The following is a 23719-nucleotide window of genomic DNA, read 5'->3' as shown; positions in this document are numbered from 1 at the left end:
CAGGATGCCCACCCCACAAGAGATAGTTGGGGCTTTTTTTATTTGGAAGTCCCTTATGATTAGCTAGAAGCACGACATCTATCTGTGAGTGTGAGGTGTATGTCAAATCAGGTTAAGCGTAAATTCAATAAACGCCAACTCAAAGGCCGTCCCCTTGGGCTAATTTTGGTAATTTTAGCTTGGAGTCTGGCTATGGGCTGGCTGCTGTCCCTCGCAACCAGCGCCCAAGGTGCTAACCCCGTTTCCACTATTGGCACTGTTGACGTAGTACCGGCACAATACCAACTAGGGCAAGAACTGTATATAGAAAACTGCTCAAGTTGCCACATTGCTTTACCACCAGCCGTTTTCCCCAGCCAAACTTGGCAAAATCTTCTGCAAGACTCCCAGCACTACGGCGCACAACTCAAGCCGTTAGTAGATCCGCCGCGTCTCTTGGTGTGGAGGTATCTAGAGACTTTCTCCCGTATCCAGCGAAAAGACGAAGAAACACCCTATCGCGTCGATAAATCCCGTTATTTCCAAGCCTTACACCCTGGAGTTAAGCTGACACGTCCTGTGCAACTAGGCAGTTGCGTTAGTTGTCATATTGGCGCTAATGATTACAATTTCCGCCAACTTACCCCAGAATGGCAGTAGAAGAGGCAAGGGGCAAGGGGCCAGAGGCCAGAGAGAATTTATCGCTCATCGCCCCAATCTGCACAAGGTGAGTAATCGCTACTTGAGGATGGGCGGGGTTCTCTGCCTCATCTGGGGGTGAAATGATACTATAAAGAGAGTGCAAATATAAGATATAAGTTAAAACCAATCATTTTAGTGAATGATTTGGTTCCTTTTTCTGCCGTTTTTGAGTAAATTCTCATTTCATACCCATCCACAACCTAGACAGTTGGGCTGGGTTAAATGTTTATAATCAAATGCCAAACCTTTTATTCTCATCCCCCTTGATTCAGTTCTATAACTTGCCATGCTAAAACTTCTGTTGGGCGATCCCAACGCTCGTAAACTTAAAAAATATCAACCGTACATTACGGAAATAAACCTTTTAGAGGAAGATATTCAAGCTCTCTCTGACGAAGAGTTAAAAGGTAAAACCGCAGAGTTTAAACAACGCCTTGCCAAAGGTGAACCTCTAAATGACATCTTGCCAGAAGCTTTTGCTGTAGTCCGGGAAGCAGGAAAGCGGGTTTTAGGGTTGCGGCACTTTGATGTTCAACTCTTAGGCGGGGTGATTCTCAACTCTGGGCAAATTGCCGAAATGAAAACCGGTGAGGGTAAAACCTTAGTGGCTACCTTACCGAGTTATTTAAATGCCTTAACTGGTAAAGGTGTCCACGTCATTACCGTTAACGATTATCTAGCTCGTCGGGACGCGGAATGGATGGGACAGGTGCATCGCTTCTTGGGGTTAAGCGTGGGGTTAATCCAAGCTAGCATGAATCCCAGTGAACGCCAGAAAAATTATGACTGTGATATTACTTATGTTACCAACAGCGAGATAGGCTTTGACTACCTGCGGGATAACATGGCGACATCAATGGCGGATGTGGTGCAACGCCCGTTTAATTACTGCGTGATTGACGAGGTTGACTCAATTTTAATTGATGAAGCCCGGACACCGCTGATTATTTCTGGTCAGGTGGAAAGACCGACAGAAAAATATCTCCAAGCTGCGGAAATTGCTTTTACACTCAAGCCTGAGGAACATTACGATGTAGATGAAAAAGCTCGTAACGTTCTTTTAACTGATGAAGGGTTTGCGGAAGCGGAAAATCTTTTGGGTGTGACAGATTTATTTGACCCGGAAGATCCGTGGGCGCACTTTGTTTTTAATGCTATTAAAGCTAAAGAATTATTCCTCAAGGACGTAAACTATATTGTCCGCAATGGGGAAGTGGTAATTGTGGATGAATTCACCGGTCGGGTGCTACCGGGGAGACGTTGGAGTGATGGACTGCACCAAGCTATTGAAGCTAAAGAACATGTAGAAATTCAGCCAGAAACCCAAACTCTAGCGACGATTACTTATCAAAACCTGTTTTTGCTGTATCCCAAATTGGGGGGAATGACGGGAACAGCGAAGACGGAAGAACCAGAGTTTGAAAAAATATACAAACTAGAAGTGGCGGTGATTCCCACCAACCGGGTGAGAAACCGCCAAGACTGGTCTGATATGGTGTTTAAGACGGAACCGGGTAAGTGGAGAGCGATCGCAAGTGAATGTGGCGAAATGCACGAACTTGGCAGACCCGTACTCGTGGGAACCACCAGTGTAGAGAAATCGGAATATCTCAGCCGACTCTTGAAAGAGATGGAAATTCCCCACGAATTGCTCAACGCCCGACCAGAAAATGTGGAACGGGAAGCGGAAATTGTCGCCCAAGCAGGACGCCGGGGGGCTGTGACGATCGCAACTAACATGGCTGGTCGGGGAACGGACATTATCCTTGGTGGTAACTCCGAATATATGGCGCGTCTGAAGCTGCGGGAATACTTTATGCCGCGAATTGTCAGACCAGATGATGAAGATACCTTTGGTGTCCAAAAAGCCGTCGGATTGCCCGGTGGTCATGGTGGGGGACAAGGCTTTGTTCCTGGCAAGAAAGTGAAAACTTGGCGGGCTTCACCAGAAATTTTCCCCAGGGAGTTGACAAAAGAGACAGAACAGCTATTGAAAGATGCGGTAGAAGTTGCGGTCAAGGAATATGGCGATCGCAATTTACCAGAACTGGAAGCAGAAGATAAAGTTGCAGTAGCAGCCGAAAAAGCGCCAACAGATGACCCAGTAATCAAGAGATTGCGGGCAGCTTACAACCGCGTTAAGCATGAGTATGAAGAATTCACCGTCCGCGAACATGAAGAAGTAGTGGGACTGGGCGGTTTGCACGTAATTGGTACAGAACGCCACGAATCGCGCCGGATTGATAACCAGTTGCGGGGAAGGGCTGGAAGGCAGGGTGACCCTGGTTCGACAAGATTCTTCCTCAGTTTAGAAGATAACCTATTGCGGATCTTTGGTGGCGATCGCGTCGCTGGCTTAATGAACGCCTTCCAAGTCGAGGAAGATATGCCGATTGAGTCAGGAATGCTCACCCGCAGTTTAGAAGGCGCACAGAAAAAAGTCGAAACCTATTACTACGACATCCGTAAACAGGTGTTTGAGTATGACGAGGTAATGAACAATCAACGCCGCGCCATCTACGCTGAACGCCGTCGGGTGCTAGAAGGTTACGACTTAAAAGAACAGGTAATCAAGTACGCCGAAAAAACGATGGATGACATCGTTGATTTCTACATCAACCCAGAATTGCCCTCGGAAGAGTGGGAATTAGATAAGTTGGTGGAAAAAGTCAAGGAGTTTGTTTATTTGTTAGCGGACTTGCAACCCAGTCAATTAGAAGATATGGGTGTCAGCGAATTAAAAGCTTTTCTCCATGAACAAGTGCGAATCGCTTACGACATGAAGGAAGCGCAAATAGACCAAATTCAGCCCGGACTAATGCGCCAAGCTGAACGTTTCTTTATCTTGCAACGCATTGATACTTTGTGGCGGGAACACTTGCAACAAATGGACGCCTTGCGTGAGTCGGTGGGGTTACGTGGTTACGGTCAAAAAGACCCGCTGATTGAGTATAAGAGTGAGGGTTATGAGTTGTTCTTGGATATGATGGTGAATATCCGCCGAGATGTGGTTTATTCGCTGTTCATGTTCCAGCCTCAGCCTCAGCCGGTGGTGCAAACTTCATCTGAGATGGTGTAAAGAAGGGAAGATTTCACGCAGAGACGCAGAGGCGCAGAGAGTCGCTTTCTGCGTCTTTGTTTTATGTAGGACTCATGCACTTTACAAATGGGACATCCTCTGTGTTAACTGAAGTCGGTCGTTTCAGACTTTTGGCTATTACTAACAGATGGGTGGCGCTCTTTCTCTAGAGTGGAAAAATCAAACGTTAATACCTAAAAATCTCTACCCCATGCCTGATGATGTCTGTCGATGCGTAAATTCTATTATGGTGAAAACAGGTGTTGTGTTTTTGAATATGACATAAAAAATATGGAAGAACGAACCGACAAAATTGTATATTTCGTCTTAGGCAAGTTCATTACAGGGGTAGAAAGTGAACTGGCGAGGAATTTTACTGAAGCGGCTACTTCCCAGATGGAACAATTGTACCAATTGATTTGGAAGAAATTTCATGGCATCACCGAGGTTGAAACCGCACTGCTAACTGCTGTTGAAGAGCGTTCAACATCAGACTTTAACAGGGCTGTGGAGTACTTACAAAAGGCGATGAATGAAGATCCGCAATTTGCCAATGATATTCGGGTGTTAGTGCAGCAAATTAGCGCAAGCATAATCCAAGACGCTTCTGCACTTAAGCAAATCGATTCCTACAACTTCCGCAGCGAAATCAACAAAGGCATCAAATACGAGTTAGATGTATCGACAGACGACATCATTTACGGGTCACAGGTAGGCGACAGGACTGTAGTTGCATATACAAGATATGTACGTCAAAGGCAAGATTTCGTAAAGATACCTGTTTTTTTCGCTACAGATCGGAAGCAAAAAGACAAGACCTCACCAAAAAAACTTTATGGTGGAAAAAGAAACCAGACAGGTGATCTCGAATTTGGGCTTGCCACAGTGAGCATTCCCCATGATCATCGGATGGGCAATCTCGAAAGACCCAAGTTGTGGACGTTTGAACGTAGTGAAGATCCGACTAGGCACGTCATGCTTTTGGATGTTAAAACTTTTGGGCAGGACAAGTTTCTCACTGATCTTCGTGAGTCCCTAAAAAAGCTAAAAAAGTCAGATGCACCAGATTTGCTCGTTTTTATTCACGGCTATAACACTAGCTTTAAAGATGCAGTACGCCGTACCGCACAAATTACCTACGATCTTAAATTTCCAGGACAAGCAATACTCTATAGCTGGCCTTCTGAGGCAAATTTCCTACATTACACTACTGATGAAAATAATATCGAGTGGACAATTCCCCACCTTGAGAAATTTCTTCTCCTCCTGTTAACTGCTACAAATGCTCGTGCTGTAAATGCGATCGCTCACAGTATGGGTAATCGTGCTTTGGCAAGAGCTATTAACAATCTAGATCGTTCTCAGCTTCCACAGGAAGCAGCAATTTTGCGCCACATTGTCTTTGCTGCACCTGATATAGACGCAGACACTTTCCGGGATTTTGCGAAAGAGTTCCACAAAAAAGCAGAGCGCTTTACTCTTTATGCATCTTCCCAAGATAAAGCTCTCAGGGCATCTAAGGTATTCCACGGTGGTTATCCAAGAGCAGGAGACTCAGGTCAAAAACTAGTTATAGTTGATGGCATTGACAGTATAGATGCTTCCCAAGTAAATACAGATTTGCTAGGACACTCCTACTTTAGTGATAACCGCTCAATCCTCAGCGATATATTTTACCTGCTTAAACATAGCCTACCCCCTGATAAGCGTGCTGGTTTACTGTCTCGGACTCTAAACAATTTACGCTTTTGGCTGTTTCAACCATGAAGAGATAATTTAAAAATTTCTAAGCAAAGATACAATATAACCAGCAGTCAAGAGGTCTGACTTTTTCAGATCGTGGTAGCAAGGTCTACCCTTGACCGTGCCAATTTTAGATTTTGGATTTTGGACTTCGTCGTGAGCGCTCAGTCGAACGATTTTGGATTATTTTCGGTACAAGCCCCATCCCTTGTGGGTGGAATAAATCTAAAATCGTCAATTTAAAATCCTCAAGCTGTGTCCCAAGAGTGGGCGCAGTCAATCCAAAATCGCAAATCTAAAATCCAAAATTGTTTGACTGACTTTTATTTTTACAGTCGATACAAAAACGCTTAACTGAAGCGTATTGGAATATATAATATTGTTAAAGCCTGAGGTTATAAATCAAAATCATGCTTGCACATCGCATAGAAACAACTGTTAAAGACGACAGAACACTAACACTAGAAAACTTACCTTTTACCTCTGGTGAGCAAGTTGAAGTCATAATTTTATCTCGACCGCGTAAGATATCTGAACAAAACAAATATCCCTTTCGTGGTTTTCCTGTTCAATACATAGAACCGACTGAACCTATAGCACAAGAAGATTGGGAAGCAGCACAAGGATTGTGTTAGATACCCATATTTGGGTTTGGTGGATTTATGGTAATAATCAACTTAGCCAGAACTACTCTGAATACATTCAAGCACAAGAAACTCAAGGATTAGGTGTTAGTATTATTTCCTGTTGGGAAGTTGCAAAATTAGTTGAGCGCAGTAGACTAATTTTACATTGTCCTGTAGAAGAGTGGTTAAATCAAGCCCTAGCTTATCCTGGTATCTGTCTTTTGGAACTAACACCAAGAATCTGTGTAGAATCTACTCAACTACCTGGTGAGTTTCATAAAGATCCTGCTGATCAGATTATAGTTGCAACAGCAAGAGTTTATGATTGTCCACTTGTGACAGTAGACAGCAAAATTCTCAACTATCCACACGTTCAAAAGCAGCCGTAAAGTTTCCTAAGACTACACTGCATTTTATGACACCAAACCTTGACCAAATGACTAACGCCGAATTAAAACGGTATATTTCAGAAAATAGAAATAATCAAGAAGCATTCCGCGCAGCGTTAGAGGTTATTATCAGTCGTCGTGACCCTAACACTCCTCTACAACCTTATCCTTTTGACTTAGAAAATCCAGAAGTTCAAGTTGAAGCTATTTTTAGATCGAAGTTAAATCAAGCTGAGTAATTAAAGTCTAACACTCTACTGATTAGCTGGTTTAAGCTTCCGTTGAGTCTCCAATATTTCTATTATAATATGAATAGCAGTCAAGAGGTCTGACTTTTTCAGATCGTGGTAGCAAGGTCTACCCTTGACTGACTTTTATTTTTAAAGCATATATAATTTACGTTATTAACACCACATAACAAAACAAATATCTTCTTTGCGGAAGTCCTGTTCAATTTTCATTTATATGAAGATGCACAATTACAATATAGGAAGTGACACACTTCAGGTAAGCAAACTATGCCAAAAATCACCCTAGAAGTATCAGACGAATTATCTCAACAATTAGCACAAATAGGCAATGAACGCCTACCTGAATTACTTGCTTTGAGTCTCCAACAACCAGCAGTACCAGCACAAGTTTACCGATATATCCTTGATTTTCTAGCCAGTAACCCTACTCCTGAAAAAATTTCTGAATTTAAACCCACACCGGAAATGCAAGAACGGTTGCGTACCTTATTAGCACGCAGCAAAGCAGGAGAACTCACACCCACAGAGTTAAAAGAACTGGATGAGTATGAGCGCATAGAACACCTGATGGTGATGATTAAAGCAGGTAACTTATCTTATTTAACTAGTAGACAGTGAGCGGAACCTATATTCCGGCTGCGCTTCGCCGTTTAGTTGAAGAACGCGCAAAATACAGATGTGAGTATTGTCTGCTACCTGCTGGAGTTTCCTTCTTCCCTCATGAGATTGATCACGTTATCGCCGAAAAACATAACGGTGCAACAAATGCTGATAATCTAGCTCTCACCTGTTGGCGTTGTAACCGTTATAAAGGCACTGACTTAGGTTCATTCGATCCTGAAACAGGAGCTTTTAGCTTTCTATTCAACCCACGTAACCAAGAATGGGTTTTTCACTTCACCTTTTCAAAATTAGTTCTGGTGGGATTAACCCCTCAAGGACGTACAACAGTTAAATTGCTGCAAATAAATAGTGAAGAACGACTAGCTGAAAGGCAGAGATTACAGTCAACTGAATTCTGAGCAAACATACCTCAGCGTTTTGTGAGTGCATGAAAAAGCTGTTATTCCTTTGTAGCAAAAATAAATTACGCAGTCCTACCGCTGAGGCTGTGTTTTCTGAATATGCAGAACTAGAGGTAGAATCAGCAGGTTTAGACAGATATGCTGAAGTACCAGTTTCCACAGAAGCCATTGAATGGGCTGATATTATTTTTGTCATGGAAAAATCCCATAAAAGCAAGTTGTCGAAAAACTTTCAACCTTTTCTCAAAGGTAAGAGAGTTATCTGCTTGGATATTCCAGATGACTATGAATATATGGAACCAGCTTTAATTGAGTTGTTAAAGCAGAAGGTTTTGCCTCTATTAAAAATTGCCAATTAAAATTAGCTCCTGATTATTTAAAATGGAGCTAATACTAATTCCCTATAAGGTTGAAACAAATGAGATCCCCCCAACCCCCCTTTCCAAGGGGGGCTAAGATTCAATCATAATGTATCAACCTGTAAGAGAAATAGTATAGTGTAGCGGGTTAGATTTAAATGTAATAAATCAAGAGCATGAAATCGCTAAAGCGAAGATTACGAACTTGCATTTCATCCAAATTATCACCGCTATATCTGATATCAGATTTAGTACAAAATTGCTCAACTACCATTGCAGTAATTATTAATTTCTTTCACTAACGCAGTTTCATCGCTAGCGCTCTTTTTCAGGGATGCCAAAAGGCGATTTGCACCTGGGATATCTTTCTTATCCAAAGCTTTTGCAGTATTCTTCATCCCCGTGCTTGTGTCCTGATAAAGTTTGAGAAAGCGTGTTTGAAATCCTTGAAGTTTTTCATCCTTGACTTCCACTGCTTTCAAATCATTGGCAATTTTATCTACCTTACTAGCGGCTTCAGTCAAGGCTTTAGAACCTTTTTTCGGCTGGGGATTTTTGCCGAATTCTTGCCCTACTGTAACTGCCTGATTCGCAACTTTTACGATTTTGTTACATTGCGAAACTTTACTCTCTCCACAACCTGTAAATAGTAATGCGGTCGCCGCAGTTGCGGCAAGCAAAACATTTTGTTTACACACACGTTGCATCTGTTCTGTTATCTCCGGATATCTTCTGGTAAATTTGGTTAGAGGAAATAAATTGATGATTGAGAAAAAGTTGTTTTGAAGTATGAAGTATTCTTACCACAGGAGTTTTTATACTTCATTCTTTTTGCTGCTGACTTTCTTTCAGCACACATACGTTATACTTCATCTTTTAAGAAAATAGTATTAAATTATACTAAGAGAATAATGTTCGCTATTGCCATCTTTAGGGTGGGTTGCTAATACCACTGCACAAGACATTTGATGGCTCTGGGAGATTAAGCTGTCACTCAATGCAAGTATTTGAGATTTTTCTTCGAGCCAAAATCTAAACTTGGCATAGTCAGCCAGGCGACAGAAGTGATTTTAAATACTAAATATAGGTGCTCGCCCAGCACAGCTACAATATAATCAAGATAATCAAGCAAAGTCTGCGGTAGTAGGCATGATGCTGAAATTTAGCCTAAAAATATTTTAAACGTGCGATCGCGGGAGGTAAAACAGTTGGCTGGGTTAAGAATTGTGTTGGTAGAGCCAGCCGGACCGTTAAATGTGGGTTCGATTGCCAGGGTAATGAAAAATTTCGAGCTACATCACTTAGTATTAGTAAATCCCCAATGCGATCCGCTGTCGGCGGAAGCGATGAAAATGGCAGTTCATGCTAAGGAGATTTTAGAATCTGCGGTAGTAGTCAAGACATTACCAGAAGCCTTGCAGGGATGTGTCCGGGCAATTGCCACTACCGGACGCTCGCGCAGTTGGGAGGTACCCTTAGAGAACCCTCGCACAGCCCTACCCTGGTTATTGGAGGAACCAGAAGAGCTTTCAGCACTGATTTTTGGTAGGGAAGACAGGGGATTAAGTAATGAAGAATTAAACTATGCCCAGAGGTTTGTTCGCATACCTACAAGTGAGAGTTATTCATCGCTGAATTTGGCGACTGCGGTGGCGATCTGTTGTTACGAACTGTCACAATCTGCTGAGATATTTGCGACTCAGTCCATACCCGCAACTGAACTGGCGCCAATAGATGTTGTCGAAACCTACTATCAACAACTAGAAGCCCTACTGCTCAGGATAGGATATCTGTATCCCCATACAGCAGCTAGTCGGATGGAAAAATTTCGCCATCTATATAATCGCGCTCACCTGCAACCTGGGGAAGTAGCAATGCTGCTAGGGATTCTGCGACAGGTAGAATGGGCGCTTAAGAGTCAAATTAATCCAGAAAACTTGTAATTATTCGTTTAATATATACGCAATCATTTCCCAAAAGAATTAATATGGCTTACACTAGGGACAAAAATGTTACTTAGTACCATAAGGGTAATCTGAGTATCAAGGTGCTTGAAGAATCGGTTTTGGGTCGAAAATCTGCAAGAAATAAAGTCGAGTGGGTCACAAGGAGTAGCGGTGTCAGAGTCAATTGACAAATTAACAGCAATCTGGGGGCGGCAACCTACACAGCGTCGCCAGCGTCCGCGCCAAGCCAAAAAGGCGGCACCCAAGAAAGCGAACGTTAACAGCCAGCAGCCGATTGCCTCTACACCAGAAGCAACGGCCCTAGCACGCGTAAATAATCATATCAGTCCTCCGGCCATCCCCACTGGGGGGCGGAGGCCACGATCGGGGGTATTAATGCCCACAGCGGTCAAACCAATGCCTACTGCTAAGGGGAAGATTCCACCTTTGCAACCCAGCACTAAGAAATTTAAGACAGTGCGGGTACAGAAGCAGGCTATGCCAAGTATAGACAGGCGATCGCGCAAGACGCGGTTAAAGCCAATGGCCAGAACACTGTTGTACGGCTTGCGGTTGTTGATTGTGGGAGTTGGCATGGGGGCGATTGTGGGGACGCTATTGTCAGTCCTAGACCCCGCTAATCGCGTTACACCACCTGCATCGTTGCTATCTAATACGAATCAATCCCCGTCACCAGCTAATCCAAATCCCTCAGTAGGAGCTTCTGGCTTATACCTATCTCAAGAAATGATGCCGTTGAAAACTGCTGTGCAAAATCTGGCGGCGGCGAACCCCAATCTGACCCCCGGCGTTTTTCTTGTAGACCTAGATACTGGCAGTTACATAGATGTGAATGGCACTACCAGTTTTCCTGCGGCCAGCACAATTAAGATACCGATTTTAATTGCTTTTTTCCAAGATGTGGATACGGGGAAAATTCGCCTGGATGAAATGCTGACCATGCAACAGAATATGATTGCTGGCGGTTCGGGAAATCTGCAATACAAACCCGCTCTCACCCAGTACTCAGCGCTGGAAGTCGCCACGAAAATGATTACAATCAGCGACAATACGGCGACAAATATGCTGATTGCCCGATTGGGCGGCATGGAGGCGCTGAATGAGCGTTTTCGCACCTGGGGATTGGCAAGCACGGCAATTCGCAATCAACTTCCAGATTTGCCAGGGACAAACACCACCAGCCCCAGAGAATTGGGGAATTTGATGGCTATGGTGAATCAAGGAAATTTTGTGAGTATGCGATCGCGCGATTTGATGCTCGATATCATGCGTCGTACAGAGAGAGACAATCTGCTGCCCTCTGGTTTGGGAGCCGGTGCCCGGACATATCACAAAACAGGCGACATTGGTACAATGCTGGCAGATGTGGGTTTAGTTGATATCCCAACAGGCAAGCGCTACATCGCTGCTATCATGGTTCGACGTCCGAATAATGACCCCCGCGCTGAAAAACTAATTAGCTCCATCTCTCGTGTTACTTACCAACAGTTGAGCCAAAATCCTGTTGCACCAAGCAGTCCGACAAGCACTGTGCCTGCAACTGGTTATCAAGCCCCAGTGATGAGTCCGGCTTTACCCAACGGCACAATGAACACCATGCCCCTAACAGGTTATCCACCCCCAGTGATCAGTCCGGTTTTACCCAACGGCACAATGAACACCATGCCCCTAACAGGTTATCCACCCCCAGTGATCAGTCCACAGTATTATCCCCCAAGATAAATGTCCCAATTTTAAATTGAAAATTAGAGCCAGAGCGTTACCGAAGAAATCCTTTGGTGGTGTTGGGTTTTGTCCCTCAATCCCACCCACACTTTTTATTTCTGGCGGAGGGGAATGGCGATCGCAAATTCAGTGTCTTGTCCAGTTTCGGAAACACAGTTTAACGAGCCACCGTGTTTCTCTGCAACAATTTGGTAGCTAATCGACAATCCCATCCCAGTTCCCTTGCCAACAGGTTTGGTGGTGAAGAAAGGGTCAAATAACCGTTGCTTGGCTAAATCTGGAATACCTACTCCATTATCAGCAATCCCAATTACCACATAATTTTGCTCAACGACTTGCGTGCGAATTTTAATCGCAGGCGTGAATTTTTTGCCCCCAGCCACTGCTTCTTCCAAAGCATCGATAGCATTGGCGATGATATTCATAAACACCTGATTGAGTTGCCCTGCATAGCATTCCACCGCTGGCAGGTTGCTGTACTCTTTAATAACTTTAATTTCCGGGCGATGGCTATTCTTCTTCAGGCGATGTTGCAAGATCATCAAAGTTTTATCGATGCCCTCATGAAGATCGACCGCTTTCCTTTCAGCTTCATCCAAGCGCGAGAAATTCCGCAAGCTCAGGACAATATCACTAATTCTTTGGGTACCCACTTTCATCGATGAAACCAGCTTGGGTAGGTCTTCTTGTAAAAAATCTAGTTCAATAGCTTCGACAACATCTTGAATCTCCGAGACAGGATCGGGGTAATGCTGCTGGTAAAGTTGCAGCAGTTCCAGTATGTCTTGGGTATACTGATCAGCATAGGAGAGATTAGCATGAATGAAATTGACTGGGTTATTAATTTCGTGTGCCACTCCCGCCACCAGTTGGCCTAGACTGGACATTTTTTCGTTTTGCAACATCTGGGCTTGGGTGCGTTGCAATTCTATCAAGGCGGTTTCTAGTTGTTCTTTCTGCTGCTTCAATTGGGCTTCTGCTTGTTTGCGTTCCGTAACATCCCGGCAGACAACCACCCCGCCTTTAAAGATATTATGAGCATCTCTGATCGGTCTGCCACTAGTGCTCACCCAAATGCCATCTGGTGACTGAGGATGGCGGATAAACATCTCAATATTATCTACATCTTTGCCCTGAATCGCCTGTAGCAGGGGCGTTTGTGCTTTTGGGAATGGGGTTTCCATATCGGGCAAAAAGATCCCATATTGCTGTGACAATTCCGATGTCAGGGAATCAGGCTCTGCCTTGATAAATATCCGTTCAGCCGCCGGGTTAAATACCAGAACCTTTCCCAGTTCATCAGCAACAATCACGCCATCGCTCATGCTATCCAAGATTAATTGCAGGATGTTGGTTTGTTTTTGCAACTCTGCCTCAATCCGTTCGCGTTCGCGTAGGGCAGCTTGTTGATCGCTAATATCAATTAAGCAACCATCCCAAAGAATCGAACCATCTGGCTGGGATGTCGGACGAGAAATCGCTTTTATCCATTTTAGTTGACCATCAGTACTGAAAGCTCGATGCTCAGATTTCCATATTTGCAAAGTTTGGGCAGAGTAGGCGATCGCAGATTGTAAAGCTTCAGCATCATCCGGATGAACCGTAGCAAACATCAGCGCTGAATCTTGTTGTACCGCTTTTGGCTCTAGTTTGATGATATCTCGACATCCAGAAGAGACAAAAGGAAAAGACATCGTCCCATCGGCATCAAGTCGAAACTGGTAAATTATTCCTGGGACGTTATCTGTCAGGCGTAGCAAACTGGCTTCGCTCTCTAATAGCGCTTGAGTGCATTCCCTAACAGATGCCAGCAGTCGCTCATTTGTTTGCCGCAGTTCAGCTTCAACTTGTTTACTGCAAGTCACATCTCGCATCACACCAAGCAGAAATTGATTACCCACCTCATCTTCAAACAGCGATTTTCGGATAGAGAAGATGTGGTTTTTGCCTTGAGTCTCAATCAAAAATTCCTCATCTTCATTGGGAATACCTGTAATGAAAACGAGTTCATCTGCCTCATAGTCCGGCAAAAAATCTCGGTCTGACTTGCCACTCAGTTCTGTTTGAGAGCAACCCATAAAGTTGCAGAAGGCGTCATTCAGCAAAACCCAGCGGTGCTGACGGTCTTTGACAAAAATCAGATCCGTCATTTTGTTGATCATAGCCTTGAGAAACTCAGGCGAGCCTCCCTGCCTAAAATCTGGTTCAGTGGACTCAGTACCATTGGGATCTGGAGATCTCTTGATACCTGAAGGCTGTATCTGCACTGTACGACTCCGATATTCTCTCTGGAGAGATGAACGCTGAAATATTCATCTCTGACTATTCCCTGATGATTATCGGATTAATTTTACCCCAAGTTCGTAGTGATAAACACTAAGCTTAAACCACATTTAATTTGTACTCATTCGTCAGCCTTAGTGCTTGCTAATAGGAGCTTTTAAATTTTGAATTGCTTATGAACATCGTTGATATCGCATTCCTGGCAGTTGGGACACTAAACCCATAAGTTCCAACTGTAACAAAGCACTAGAAACCAAGCCAGCAGACATATCTGTTTGTTGGACAATCAAATCAAAAGATACAGCATCCAGTGCAAACGCATTCATTACCCGTTGTAATTCTGGTGGTAAATCAGGCAAAGGTGCAGACGCGATTAATTGTGTATCTACATCGAGTTGCGGTATTGCTCCCAGCATTGTTAACAATTCGCTTAGTTCTGGGAGAATTAAAGAAGCTCCTTGACTAAGTAGCTTTAAACACCCTTGAGATGGCAAATCGTCCAGTCTTCCCGGCAGTGCATAGACATCTCGTCCGAATTCATTCGCATAGGAAGCTGTTATTAAGGCACCTGATTTCATCGGTGCTTCTATCACCAAAACAGCACGGCTTAAGCCGGCAATAATCCGATTACGGCGCGGAAAATGGGTGCGATTTGGGGGAGTTTTGCCGGGATATTCACTCAGAACTAATCCAGCCGTCAAAATTTGCTTGTACAAATCCCGATTTTTGTGTGGATAGATGACATCAACACCTGTACCTAAAACAGCTAAGGTGCGTCCTCCAGCCTTCATCGCGGCGAAGTGGCTTTCAGTATCAATGCCCTCAGCCATGCCAGAAACAACTGTAAAGCCATTTTTAGCCAAAGCTGTGCTGATTTTGCGAGTCCAACGGATACCATACTCTGTAGGTTGCCTTGTCCCCACAATCCCAACTAGAGGTTTTTGACCAAGATTTTCTTGCAGATCTACTTCACCGCGATAGTACAAAACTGGGGGTAGGCTGGGAGTTTCTCGCAATAAGTGGGGATAATCGGCGTCTGCTGGTGTCCAAAAATGGGGGTTTTCTTGCTGGTGCTGGGTGAGTAGTTGTTCTGGATGCAATCGCGATCGCTGTTGTACCACTTTTTCTAATGTCTGAAACCCAAACCCCTCAACACTTCGCAACTCTGCTGCACTAGCTTTCCACGCTGTCCCCAAATTACCAAAATGCTGTTGCAACCGTTGCAGCAATACTGGCCCAATCCCGGAAATTTGCGCCCAAGCTAGCCAGTAAGCACGTTCTTCTACCACTTTTACATCCTCACATCCACTGGCTTAATTATTCCCAAATTAGATTTGTCTGTTAAAGTATCAGGGAAACAGGCGAAGATAGGGAAGAAAACCCATGATGGAAGCATCTATCTTCAGTGATAAAATATCCCTCTCGCCTTCTTTTAAGCTTATCTGGTTGCTTAATTCCCTTACTTCTAGATAGTCTTTTTGGTTCATTACCTAGTTTGGCAGCTAAAACAATTGTTCTCAGATACGGTTTGTTGGAGCAATCGCTGCCTGTGGCAGATCTCCGCAGGTATGCTGAAACACAACAAGTTTCTAGCGAGCTACAATCTTTTCTGAGTTACCTCAAACCGAAAGAGAAACAGATGTTCCAAGGCGTTCTTCAGGTAAAGAAGTTTCTTGATATTGGGGCTTTTAGTAAATTAGTAAATACCCAAATTGGCGAGCAATTTTTAAATGTTTATTCCCCAACTATTGCCCGTCGTGATCAAGCAGGTATCCCTGCACTAAAATCTGCCCTTGTCCTCGGAGCCACCTCACCAGAAGGCTTGGGAATAATCAGCTTTCTCGAAGCTTATCCTAGTAACAGAATAGTAATTGACTTGGCAAAAACTTCAAAGTTACTCAGAATGCCCAAGTTACCTGCTGGTTCAACTAATCCGCCACCAAAAGATAATTTAACTGCTTCACCTTTATGGCAACTTGAACTGCAATATCAGACATTTGCTACCCAAGATAAGAAATTCTCAGGTTGTTTATTTGGTGATTCTATTTCTGCTGGACTTGGCAATAGTCTTGGTGAAGGCACTTTTAACTTTGCTTTCAATGGTGTGAGTACAATTTCATTAGTAGAACAACTGCAACGTTTAATTCCTACCAATGCGAAATGCCAAAAAACCGTGATTGCTATTGGGGGAAATGATGCTTGGTATGGGATGAGTGATGAGTTATTCGTCCAAAAGCTGCAAGAGGCGATTGCACTTGTCCGCGCCACGGGAACTAAAGAGATTTTTCTCATTCCTGCCTTTTACTCAACAGTCGCAGCTAGCTTAGATCCAAACAAAGCCGCCCCACTGTCTAGAGTCGAAAAAATTAATGCTTTGATTACTCAAGTTGCAGCAACCGAAAAAGTGACAGTTGCAGCAGAAGGTGTAGCACCGCTTTATGAAAATAATGTTCTCAAAGAGAATTTAACCAGTGATGGCCACCATCTTAATGCTGAAGGTCTAAACATTTATCGAGCAGCATTGTTAAAACTACTAGGAAGTTAATTAGAAATTAAAAAAAAATTATTCCTGGTTTTCCGAAAGCCAATTAATTACTTTTTCTGCATTTTGATTTGGTGGAAATACAGGATAAAATACTTTTTGAATTTGCCCATCAAAGATGATTAATGTTAGCCTCTTAATCAAGGTCATCGACTCTATTTCAAAAGTTGGTAATTTTAAAGCTTTCGTCAAAGCTAGTTCTAAATCGCTCAATAATTCAAAGGGGAGGTGAAGCCGCTCAATTGCCTCTTGCTGATATTCTGTATTCTGTGTGCTGAGACCAAAAACCATTGCACCAAGTGCTTGTAAATCTTGATAATAATCTCTAAATGCACAAGACTGTGGTGTACATCCTCTAGCTCCTGGAATTTCATTCCAACCTTGAGGCAGGTCTTGATCAGGTCTACCGGTGCGTGGATAGCAGTACACCACTGTTCTGGCAGTTAGGCAGGCTAAATCGACAATTTTTCCTGCTGTTGACATCAAGGGAACAGAAGGAATTTGCATTCCTAAAAGATGGTTACAAGCTCCATCATCAACTGGAACTAGAAGATTTTGGGGCAATTCATAGAGATTATCTGGTATTGTCATGAAATTTATTTTTAAACTTTTGCTGAACGTTGTTCATGCAAATAAGTAAATACAGATTTATCGCCAATATCTGGAGGAATTGCTTGGACTACCTTACGCAGGGCAAACACTAAAAATAAAATCGCCCAAATGCCTAATAAAAACTGTTCTGCTTGTGTTGGTAAAATTCCTAGCAAATGCCCTAGCAAAAGTAACGGCACGAGTGGGGTTAATACCTTAGTTTCTAGACGATTGAAGCAAAAAGCTTCTTTGAAATAAATGCCTGTCAAAGCAGCAAAGGTACAACCGACTCCAAATAAAGTAAGGGGTTGATTGTAAACGGTGACAGCTAAAGGTGTACTGCTAGAAAGTGCCAAAACTATTGATGTGATGCTACCAATCGCCCAAAAGGCTTGCAAAAGTCGGTGCAGCGGTTCCATGTAGATATGAATCATCACTAAACTCACACCAAGTCCGAGGCTAAAACAGGCATAGAGAGGCGTTAGTGCCGTGAAAACAGCGGGCTGAGGATTGAACAAAACTAAAGCGCTGGCGATCGCAAAACTCAGTGCAGCTACCATTAATCCTGTACGGTAGATGATCACGCTTTGGCGATCGCTTTGATTTATGGTAAATTCTCCAAACTGGCCTTGATAAATTAACGGTGCAGATCCGGTTTGCGTAGTCATAGAAAATTTCTGAGAAGTACTCCCACTATCTAGTGTGACACACTCCACACACTGACCTGAATACAGCTACAGTGGTGGCTCTCTCAACCAATCCGGCTATTGCTTCGGAGGCGTTAATGCAGCAAGGCCAAAATAACTAACCAGTGAGATAACTCAAAAGCTTTTTAATTTTTAATTGTTAATTTTTAATGCCGATGAATTCTACAGCATCTTGCAAGTTTAGCTGCAACTGTATCTGTGCATTACCGCTATTGATGGCAATTTCTACCCAACCGTGACTACCAACTAAAGCAAGAGCTTCCCCAAGTTGGACATCGCTGTAAGTTGTACCCCCTGGTATCCTCAAGCCAGATGCTTGCACACACCAGGTTTTACTCTGCACAGAACTTCCGGGAATGTTGCTGACTAAGTTGCCAAAGTGGTCTATATATTGAATGTAACCCCTTACCCCTGTTGTTGTCTGTTGACATTCTCCGATATCCAGATTAACCAAAGTAGCTGGATCGATTTCTTGTCCTAGTTGTTGTAGAGAAACACCACTAGCAAGATGAGCCGCGACAGGTGCAAAAATATCTCTACCGTGGAATGTGCCGCTGGGTTGAGGAGTGCGCCAATAGTTAAGATTTGTAAGTTCCACAGCGGAAATTGCCGAATTTTGAGCAAGTACGCCGCTGAAAATCCCATTATCTGGGCCGACGAGAAAACCTTGAGCCAATTCTATGGCGATCGCTTTTCGCTGACTTCCCACACCCGGATCTACCACCGCTAGATGCACCGTACCCACGGGAAAATAGGGGTAAGCATTCATCAGGCAAAATCTAGCCGCAGGAATATTTTGTGGTGGAATCTGGTGCGTCAAGTCGACAAAGCTGATCTGGGGGTTGATTTGGGCAATGACTCCTTTCATCACACCCACATACACATCGCGATCGCCAAAATCGCTCAATAAGGTCAGAAGTGGTTGTTGAATCATCTGCTGATCGAACAAGGCTCGACTATTAATATATAATGCATTTCGGATTTCTGTAACAACAGCTACAAAATATGTGTTATGTTAGGATTACAAGACATAAAAATAAACTTAAACAGGCATTCGCTATGAGTAGCAACAGAGCGCAAGCTGCTGTCAAAGCAGAAGCAGTTCACAAACAGAATATTCAAAGAAGCCTAGAGCATCGTTTGCAAGTAGCCAGAGCTACAGGTAACGAACAACTGATTCGCCAACTAGAAGTAGAGATGGCGTGCTACGGCTAATTCAAGTTTTCATTGTTGATAGTTTGTTGTGTATTACCCCGCTTCGGCGGGTTTTCTTTTTTTTGGTAGTCAGAACCAGCGCCAAAACTGCTGTGATTGGAAAATTAGAAAAAACTTTTAAACTCCCCAAGCGGCTGAGTTGAGGGAAAAATAAGCTTGTGAATCACGCCCATGCTGGCTTAATCTAGCATTTTCGCCAGTTATCATGGCTTTCTTGATTTGAGACAACTTGCCTCCTAAGTATGTAAAAATACCACACTTTACCCTTTACGTCTTACCTCTAAAGGTAGAAAATAATGGTTAACTCAAATTGAGGAAACCGAAGAGGGATTAATTCCCTAGAGGTATCCACCAAGGACTAACCTGCCTATTTACCCAAGAGTGCAACCAAGGTCACATGACGCAATCTTTAAATCAAGTCAAAGAGTGGGAACAACGTCGTGAGCAAGCAAAACCCTACTACAAGCAGGGTAAATTTCAAGAATATATTGATCTAGCAACTGAAAATTTACGGCTAGCTAGAGCAATTCGCGATCGCGCCAGAGTTGGTTATACATTAAACGATATCGGTTTAGCTCACCTCGGTTGCTGGCAACAGCAAAAAGCCTTAGAGTGTTTTCATCAGGCGCTTTCGGTTGCTCTAGAACTGGGTAATGCAGCAGCAGAAGCAACTGCACTCAGCAATCTGGGTTCCACCTACAACCGGATGGGACAGGTTGAGCAAGCGTTAGTGTATTTTGACAAAGCGCTGCAAATCTTCAGAAAATTGAAAGACACTCAAGGGGAAGTTTCTACTCTCAATGATGTAGCACTAATTTATACCAAGTTGGGAGAACCGAAACGCGCACTATTGCTACAGCATCAAATTTTGTCGATGCGGCGATCGCTAGGAGATTTTTCTGGTGAGGCGACAACGCTAAATGGGATTGGATATGCCTACACCACCTTAGGAAAGTTTGAGAAAGCTCTAGAATTTTTGCGAGCAGCCCTACCAATTCAACGAGCCTTCAAGAATATTGTGGGTGAAGCCACCACTTTAAACAACATTGCCTCGATTTATAGTGATTTAGGTCAACCGAAAAAGGCGTTATTGCTTTACTCTCAAGTTCTGTTGACACGTCGGACAATCGGCGATCGCGCCGGTGAAGCCACAACTTTAAACAACATTGGCTTTATTTATAGCAATTTCGCCAATCACCATCAGGCACTGAAGTACTACAAGCAAGCGATCGCCATTTATCAAGAACTGGGCGATTCTCTGGGAGAAACTTCAACTTTGCTGAATATGGGGAGTCTTTACGCCACAACAAAACGCAAAAAGTCAGCCCTATGCTGCTACCAAAAAGCCCAAACATTAGCCGATAAAATCCAACATCAGCCACTCTCAGACAAGGTACAGCGGTTCATGGACTGCCTGTAATTAGGGGATAAAAGCGAGTCTGATGCACTCAAACCTCAGGCTCTACTCCCAAGGCGCTTGACACTCTCAGGTCTAAAGACACTGAGATTCTTGGCTCAACGAAACCACTTAATCTAGATTCCTTGCGTTTTCTAAACCAGAGGTGGGGTTCTCCCCAAGCGACTTCGGGTATGCCCTACCCTAGTTGCATTGCTGCAAGTTCTTTTTTAGTTGAAGCAAATACGCCTCAAAATGCTTTGTGCCTAGTCCCTGTAAATCTTTTACCTATTACCAGAAGGAAGCTAGAACAATGTAATAGAACCCTATAGATTTAATTGTCAAGGTACAGCGTCTGCGTGTTAGGCAGCAATCGGGTTTTTAGACAGGTTGATTACCCTTCCTGTATATCTAAAATATTATCTATAAAAGGTTAAATTATGGCAAGTAAAAATAAATGTTGCAGTTAGAGAAGATGACAGGGATTAAAATCCCACGTATCGCTTATATCTCAGGGAAGACAGCCGCGCTCGTTTTACGCTTACCGGGTAGTCCTGTAAATAACCCGCATCTGGGCATAATCCAGCATTTTGCGCCCAGTTTAGTTGCCTTCTTTATTAGAGACAATTTCAATTACTACTTCTGGTGGTTTGCCAAATTCCCAGAAAAAATAAGAACGATGGCCTTTTTCCCACCAGTTTTCAGCTATCTGCACATCCAGACTTAAAAACACATCTGGCACAACTGGCGGTTTTTTGCTGCTGAAATACAAAGCTACATTAGCCGCAGCGAGAAACCCTTCAGCATTACTTGCGCCACTCCAAGAACTGTAGAGGGGTTCTGTGAGCAGCCGTTGCTGTTTTTCCGATGGTAGATTATCCAAAGGCTGATCATCCTCTGTAATTAGATGATTGACATCTGGTAACAAATCTTCTGGTAATAAGGCAGTGTCTGTCAAGGTGATATCAGTCATAGGGCAATTTGGCGGTTAAGCGATAGCGAAGCGCTGCTGCTTTCAGCAGATCGCAACTTAATTCTATTTTAAATTCCCTTTCTGACTATTTGTTCTGACTGCGGACGAGTCCTGTAAACCCAGCAACCGACAAAGAGGTTAATATCCATCCAAGGACGATATGCAGCCAGAAATAACGACGTATTATTTGGCCTGAAGGGATTTTAAGGAAGAGGAAATTTTTATCACTTCCTGGTTTGCTATTTGGCAACCAGTGGCTCTCCTGATGCAAATCAACAATTGGCAGGAAGACATCAATAGAATAAAGTAGTGGGTTGAAAACTGGATAATCTTCTGAGACTTCAGACTCCGAAGAATCAAATGGCCCTACATTTGAGGAGGGTGAGATTAGCTTATTTGTATAACCATAATTAAATACAACCGTACCAAAAATCACGAATCCAAATGAAAAAACCAAGGCATATTGAGGCCGATATCCATGAGCAATAGTAACTCCTAGGAAGCGATTCCAGAGGTAACTAAATATATTCAAACTGCCATATTCTAATCTGTCTTGCTCTTTACCAATTAAAACCTCTATAGCAGCAGCTTCATGGCCACTAGCCTTCAACACTGCTGCTAATTGCTCATAGGGTTGTAATGTAAACTCTTTTGTGGGTTGAAGCCGTAGCCACTCCAGCCGACGTTTACTATCAATGGGAGATGTTTCGCTAATCGCATTGTAAGTAAAGCCATTGAGATACAACCCATCTTTATCAGGCCAGCTATTAGCCTTATCAGCCAGAGTACCAACCCTAGCAAATCTCAGATCCAATTTCATCTGCTGGAAATTCTTTAGGGAGCATCGCATTTTGGAGGAAACATACTTCATTAAGCTGTATGAGTTTGATTTTATCGTCCACCTAAAAAAGTAGATTTGCCCAAATCGAATGCTCCAATTATTGATCTCTTGAAGAAACAGGGTGTCATCTATTCTTGCACTGACTAAGGAGACTAGCCCCTCAGCTGTAAAATCTTCGGTAAAGTACACATCTCCTTCAATATTTGCTCCATCAATTGAGAGAGCAATTGAGACAGCATCCTCTTTCTGATTGAAGAACCTGCCTCCACTGCAATTGAGTTCACCACCAATGGCAGATCCCGCCAGATGGACTGCGCCCCTAGCCTCAAATCCATTGTTTAGTCTGACGCTAGCCTTGATATTTGCACTATCAGCAGATAGGGCTATTCTTCCCTTGTTGTAGAACTTGCCTCCACTACAGCCTAGCTCACCGCCAATGGAAGCTCCCCGAAGACGCACTTCACCCTTAGCCTTAAATTCATCATCTAGGAAAACGCTAGCCGTAATATTTGCATTATCAGCACACAGGGCAATTTCTCCCCCGCTGTAGAACTTGCCTTTGCTACAATGGAGATTCCCGCCAATGGAAGCTCCCACCAGAAGCACTGCGCCCCTAGCCTCAAATTCATCGTCTAGGAAGACGCTAGCCTTGATATTTGCACTATTAGCAAACAAGGCACAATCTTCAAGAATTCTCTTATTTCCTTGATAGTTCAAGTCTTTATAGTTGAAAAACTTGCCTTTGCTACAATAGAGATTGCCGCCAATGGAAGATCTCGCCAGACGCACTTCACCCATAGCCTGAAAGCCATCACTCAGGAATACAGAACCCTCAACCTGTATCTCATCAGCATTAATGGATAAAACTTTACTTCCTTTTAGGCTCAAAGAGCGTAATTTAGCTTGCTGGAGAGAAATGGCCTTGGAGAAAGTACAATTAATAAACTTGAGAGGAATTTCTAGAGTTACAAAACTCAAATTCAGTTCTCCCTTAACTTTAGCGCCAACAATTTCTAGCCCTCGATAACTTAAAAATTCTCGCGCTTTTAAATTCGTACAAAGCCAGATAATTCTGTCAACATTCAAAGTGAGTGCATCAGCATCAGCGCTGAAGTCAGCCTCTTTACCCTCAAACACAGCAGGAAACAATTTTTTATCTGCTTCGGTGAGTTGATAAAACTCTTTCTCCGCTAACGTCAGCAACTCTTCTAGGCTGTTTGTCATTATTACGCTGTCTGGATTTGAGAAAATTAATCAGAGCTTGTGCAATGATAACCTGATTTCATGTATACAGCGGTTATTGACTACTACAGATAGATACTTTAT

At 43.3% G+C, this 23719-nt stretch carries 21 protein-coding genes and 1 pseudogene; 14 read left to right on the top strand and 8 right to left on the bottom strand.

Annotated elements, in window-relative coordinates:
- Positions 1-99: 99 nt before the first annotated feature.
- The 9 genes from CYLST_RS00710 to CYLST_RS00670 all read left to right on the top strand — a co-directional run bounded on the left by CYLST_RS00710 (position 100) and on the right by CYLST_RS00670 (position 8153).
- A complete protein-coding gene (locus CYLST_RS00710; protein WP_015205789.1) occupies positions 100-639 on the top strand; it encodes a periplasmic protein in 540 nt (179 codons plus the stop codon).
- 328 nt (positions 640-967) lie between these two features.
- A complete protein-coding gene (secA, locus tag CYLST_RS00705) occupies positions 968-3760 on the top strand; it encodes a preprotein translocase subunit SecA (RefSeq protein WP_015205788.1) in 2793 nt (930 codons plus the stop codon).
- Between the two features lie 291 nt (positions 3761-4051).
- Positions 4052-5527, top strand: a complete 1476-nt coding sequence (locus CYLST_RS32925; protein ID WP_051056086.1) for an alpha/beta hydrolase — start codon at positions 4052-4054, stop codon at positions 5525-5527.
- Between the two features lie 386 nt (positions 5528-5913).
- Positions 5914-6138, top strand: coding sequence for a hypothetical protein (locus tag CYLST_RS00695; RefSeq protein ID WP_015205786.1), 225 nt, complete (start codon positions 5914-5916; stop codon positions 6136-6138).
- Positions 6132-6518, top strand: coding sequence for a type II toxin-antitoxin system VapC family toxin (locus CYLST_RS00690; RefSeq protein ID WP_015205785.1), 387 nt, complete (start codon positions 6132-6134; stop codon positions 6516-6518). Before CYLST_RS00695 ends, CYLST_RS00690 begins: the two co-directional genes overlap by 7 nt.
- A 26-nt stretch (positions 6519-6544) precedes the next feature.
- Complete coding sequence (locus CYLST_RS00685; protein ID WP_015205784.1) at positions 6545-6757, top strand: DUF6887 family protein; 213 nt, start codon at positions 6545-6547, stop codon at positions 6755-6757.
- A gap of 279 nt (positions 6758-7036) precedes the next feature.
- Positions 7037-7387, top strand: a complete 351-nt coding sequence (locus tag CYLST_RS00680; protein ID WP_015205783.1) for a hypothetical protein — start codon at positions 7037-7039, stop codon at positions 7385-7387.
- Entirely contained in the window at positions 7384-7791 is a 408-nt protein-coding gene (locus CYLST_RS00675; RefSeq protein WP_015205782.1) for an HNH endonuclease, read from the top strand. Before CYLST_RS00680 ends, CYLST_RS00675 begins: the two co-directional genes overlap by 4 nt.
- A 29-nt stretch (positions 7792-7820) precedes the next feature.
- Positions 7821-8153, top strand: a complete 333-nt coding sequence (locus CYLST_RS00670; RefSeq protein ID WP_015205781.1) for a low molecular weight protein tyrosine phosphatase family protein — start codon at positions 7821-7823, stop codon at positions 8151-8153.
- 263 nt (positions 8154-8416) lie between these two features.
- Here CYLST_RS00670 and CYLST_RS00665 read toward each other — a convergent pair whose 3' ends face one another.
- Positions 8417-8860 carry a hypothetical protein gene (locus CYLST_RS00665; RefSeq protein WP_015205779.1) on the bottom strand — a complete coding sequence of 148 codons (444 nt, stop codon included), beginning with the start codon at positions 8858-8860 and terminating at the stop codon, positions 8417-8419.
- Positions 8861-9337: 477 nt separating this feature from the next.
- On the opposite strand from CYLST_RS00665, the gene CYLST_RS00660 reads away from it, so the two are divergent.
- Both CYLST_RS00660 and CYLST_RS00655 read left to right on the top strand, forming a co-directional pair.
- Positions 9338-10096, top strand: a complete 759-nt coding sequence (locus CYLST_RS00660) for an RNA methyltransferase (RefSeq protein WP_015205778.1) — start codon at positions 9338-9340, stop codon at positions 10094-10096.
- A gap of 174 nt (positions 10097-10270) precedes the next feature.
- Positions 10271-11842, top strand: coding sequence for a serine hydrolase (locus CYLST_RS00655; RefSeq protein ID WP_015205777.1), 1572 nt, complete (start codon positions 10271-10273; stop codon positions 11840-11842).
- A 95-nt stretch (positions 11843-11937) separates the two neighbouring features.
- Here the strand turns inward: CYLST_RS00655 and CYLST_RS00650 are convergent, their stop codons facing one another.
- A complete protein-coding gene (locus CYLST_RS00650) occupies positions 11938-14112 on the bottom strand; it encodes a PAS domain S-box protein (RefSeq protein WP_015205776.1) in 2175 nt (724 codons plus the stop codon).
- 189 nt (positions 14113-14301) lie between these two features.
- Entirely contained in the window at positions 14302-15417 is a 1116-nt protein-coding gene (dprA, locus tag CYLST_RS00645) for a DNA-processing protein DprA (RefSeq protein WP_015205775.1), read from the bottom strand.
- A 116-nt stretch (positions 15418-15533) separates the two neighbouring features.
- Between dprA and CYLST_RS00640 the strand changes: the two genes are divergently transcribed.
- Positions 15534-16673 (top strand): SGNH/GDSL hydrolase family protein, encoded by a 1140-nt coding sequence (locus tag CYLST_RS00640; protein ID WP_015205774.1) that lies wholly within the window; start codon positions 15534-15536, stop codon positions 16671-16673.
- A gap of 18 nt (positions 16674-16691) precedes the next feature.
- Here the strand turns inward: CYLST_RS00640 and CYLST_RS00635 are convergent, their stop codons facing one another.
- The 3 genes from CYLST_RS00635 to CYLST_RS00625 all read right to left on the bottom strand — a co-directional run bounded on the left by CYLST_RS00635 (position 16692) and on the right by CYLST_RS00625 (position 18902).
- Complete coding sequence (locus CYLST_RS00635; RefSeq protein ID WP_015205773.1) at positions 16692-17261, bottom strand: peroxiredoxin; 570 nt, start codon at positions 17259-17261, stop codon at positions 16692-16694.
- 11 nt (positions 17262-17272) lie between these two features.
- On the bottom strand, positions 17273-17929 hold the full coding sequence (locus tag CYLST_RS00630; protein ID WP_015205772.1) for a DUF2301 domain-containing membrane protein: 657 nt from the start codon (positions 17927-17929) through the stop codon (positions 17273-17275).
- A gap of 178 nt (positions 17930-18107) precedes the next feature.
- A complete protein-coding gene (locus CYLST_RS00625) occupies positions 18108-18902 on the bottom strand; it encodes an SAM hydrolase/SAM-dependent halogenase family protein (protein ID WP_015205771.1) in 795 nt (264 codons plus the stop codon).
- Positions 18903-19027: 125 nt separating this feature from the next.
- Between CYLST_RS00625 and pirA the strand changes: the two genes are divergently transcribed.
- Together pirA and CYLST_RS00620 are read left to right on the top strand one after the other, a co-directional pair.
- Positions 19028-19183 carry an arginine synthesis PII-interacting regulator PirA gene (gene pirA / locus CYLST_RS35050; protein ID WP_015205770.1) on the top strand — a complete coding sequence of 52 codons (156 nt, stop codon included), beginning with the start codon at positions 19028-19030 and terminating at the stop codon, positions 19181-19183.
- Between the two features lie 397 nt (positions 19184-19580).
- Positions 19581-20603: a tetratricopeptide repeat protein gene (locus CYLST_RS00620; protein WP_015205769.1), complete on the top strand. Its 1023-nt coding sequence runs from the start codon at positions 19581-19583 to the stop codon at positions 20601-20603.
- A gap of 580 nt (positions 20604-21183) precedes the next feature.
- Here the strand turns inward: CYLST_RS00620 and CYLST_RS00615 are convergent.
- A pseudogene (locus CYLST_RS00615) lies at positions 21184-21552 on the bottom strand (hypothetical protein); the annotation flags it as partial.
- Positions 21553-21637: 85 nt separating this feature from the next.
- A complete protein-coding gene (locus CYLST_RS32095; RefSeq protein WP_015205766.1) occupies positions 21638-23617 on the bottom strand; it encodes a hypothetical protein in 1980 nt (659 codons plus the stop codon).
- Between the last annotated feature and the right edge of the window lie 102 nt (positions 23618-23719).

The sequence above is a fragment of the Cylindrospermum stagnale PCC 7417 genome (assembly GCF_000317535.1).
Taxonomy (GTDB): Bacteria; Cyanobacteriota; Cyanobacteriia; order Cyanobacteriales; family Nostocaceae; genus Cylindrospermum; species Cylindrospermum stagnale.
This window is presented reverse-complemented; position numbering and strand designations above follow the sequence as displayed.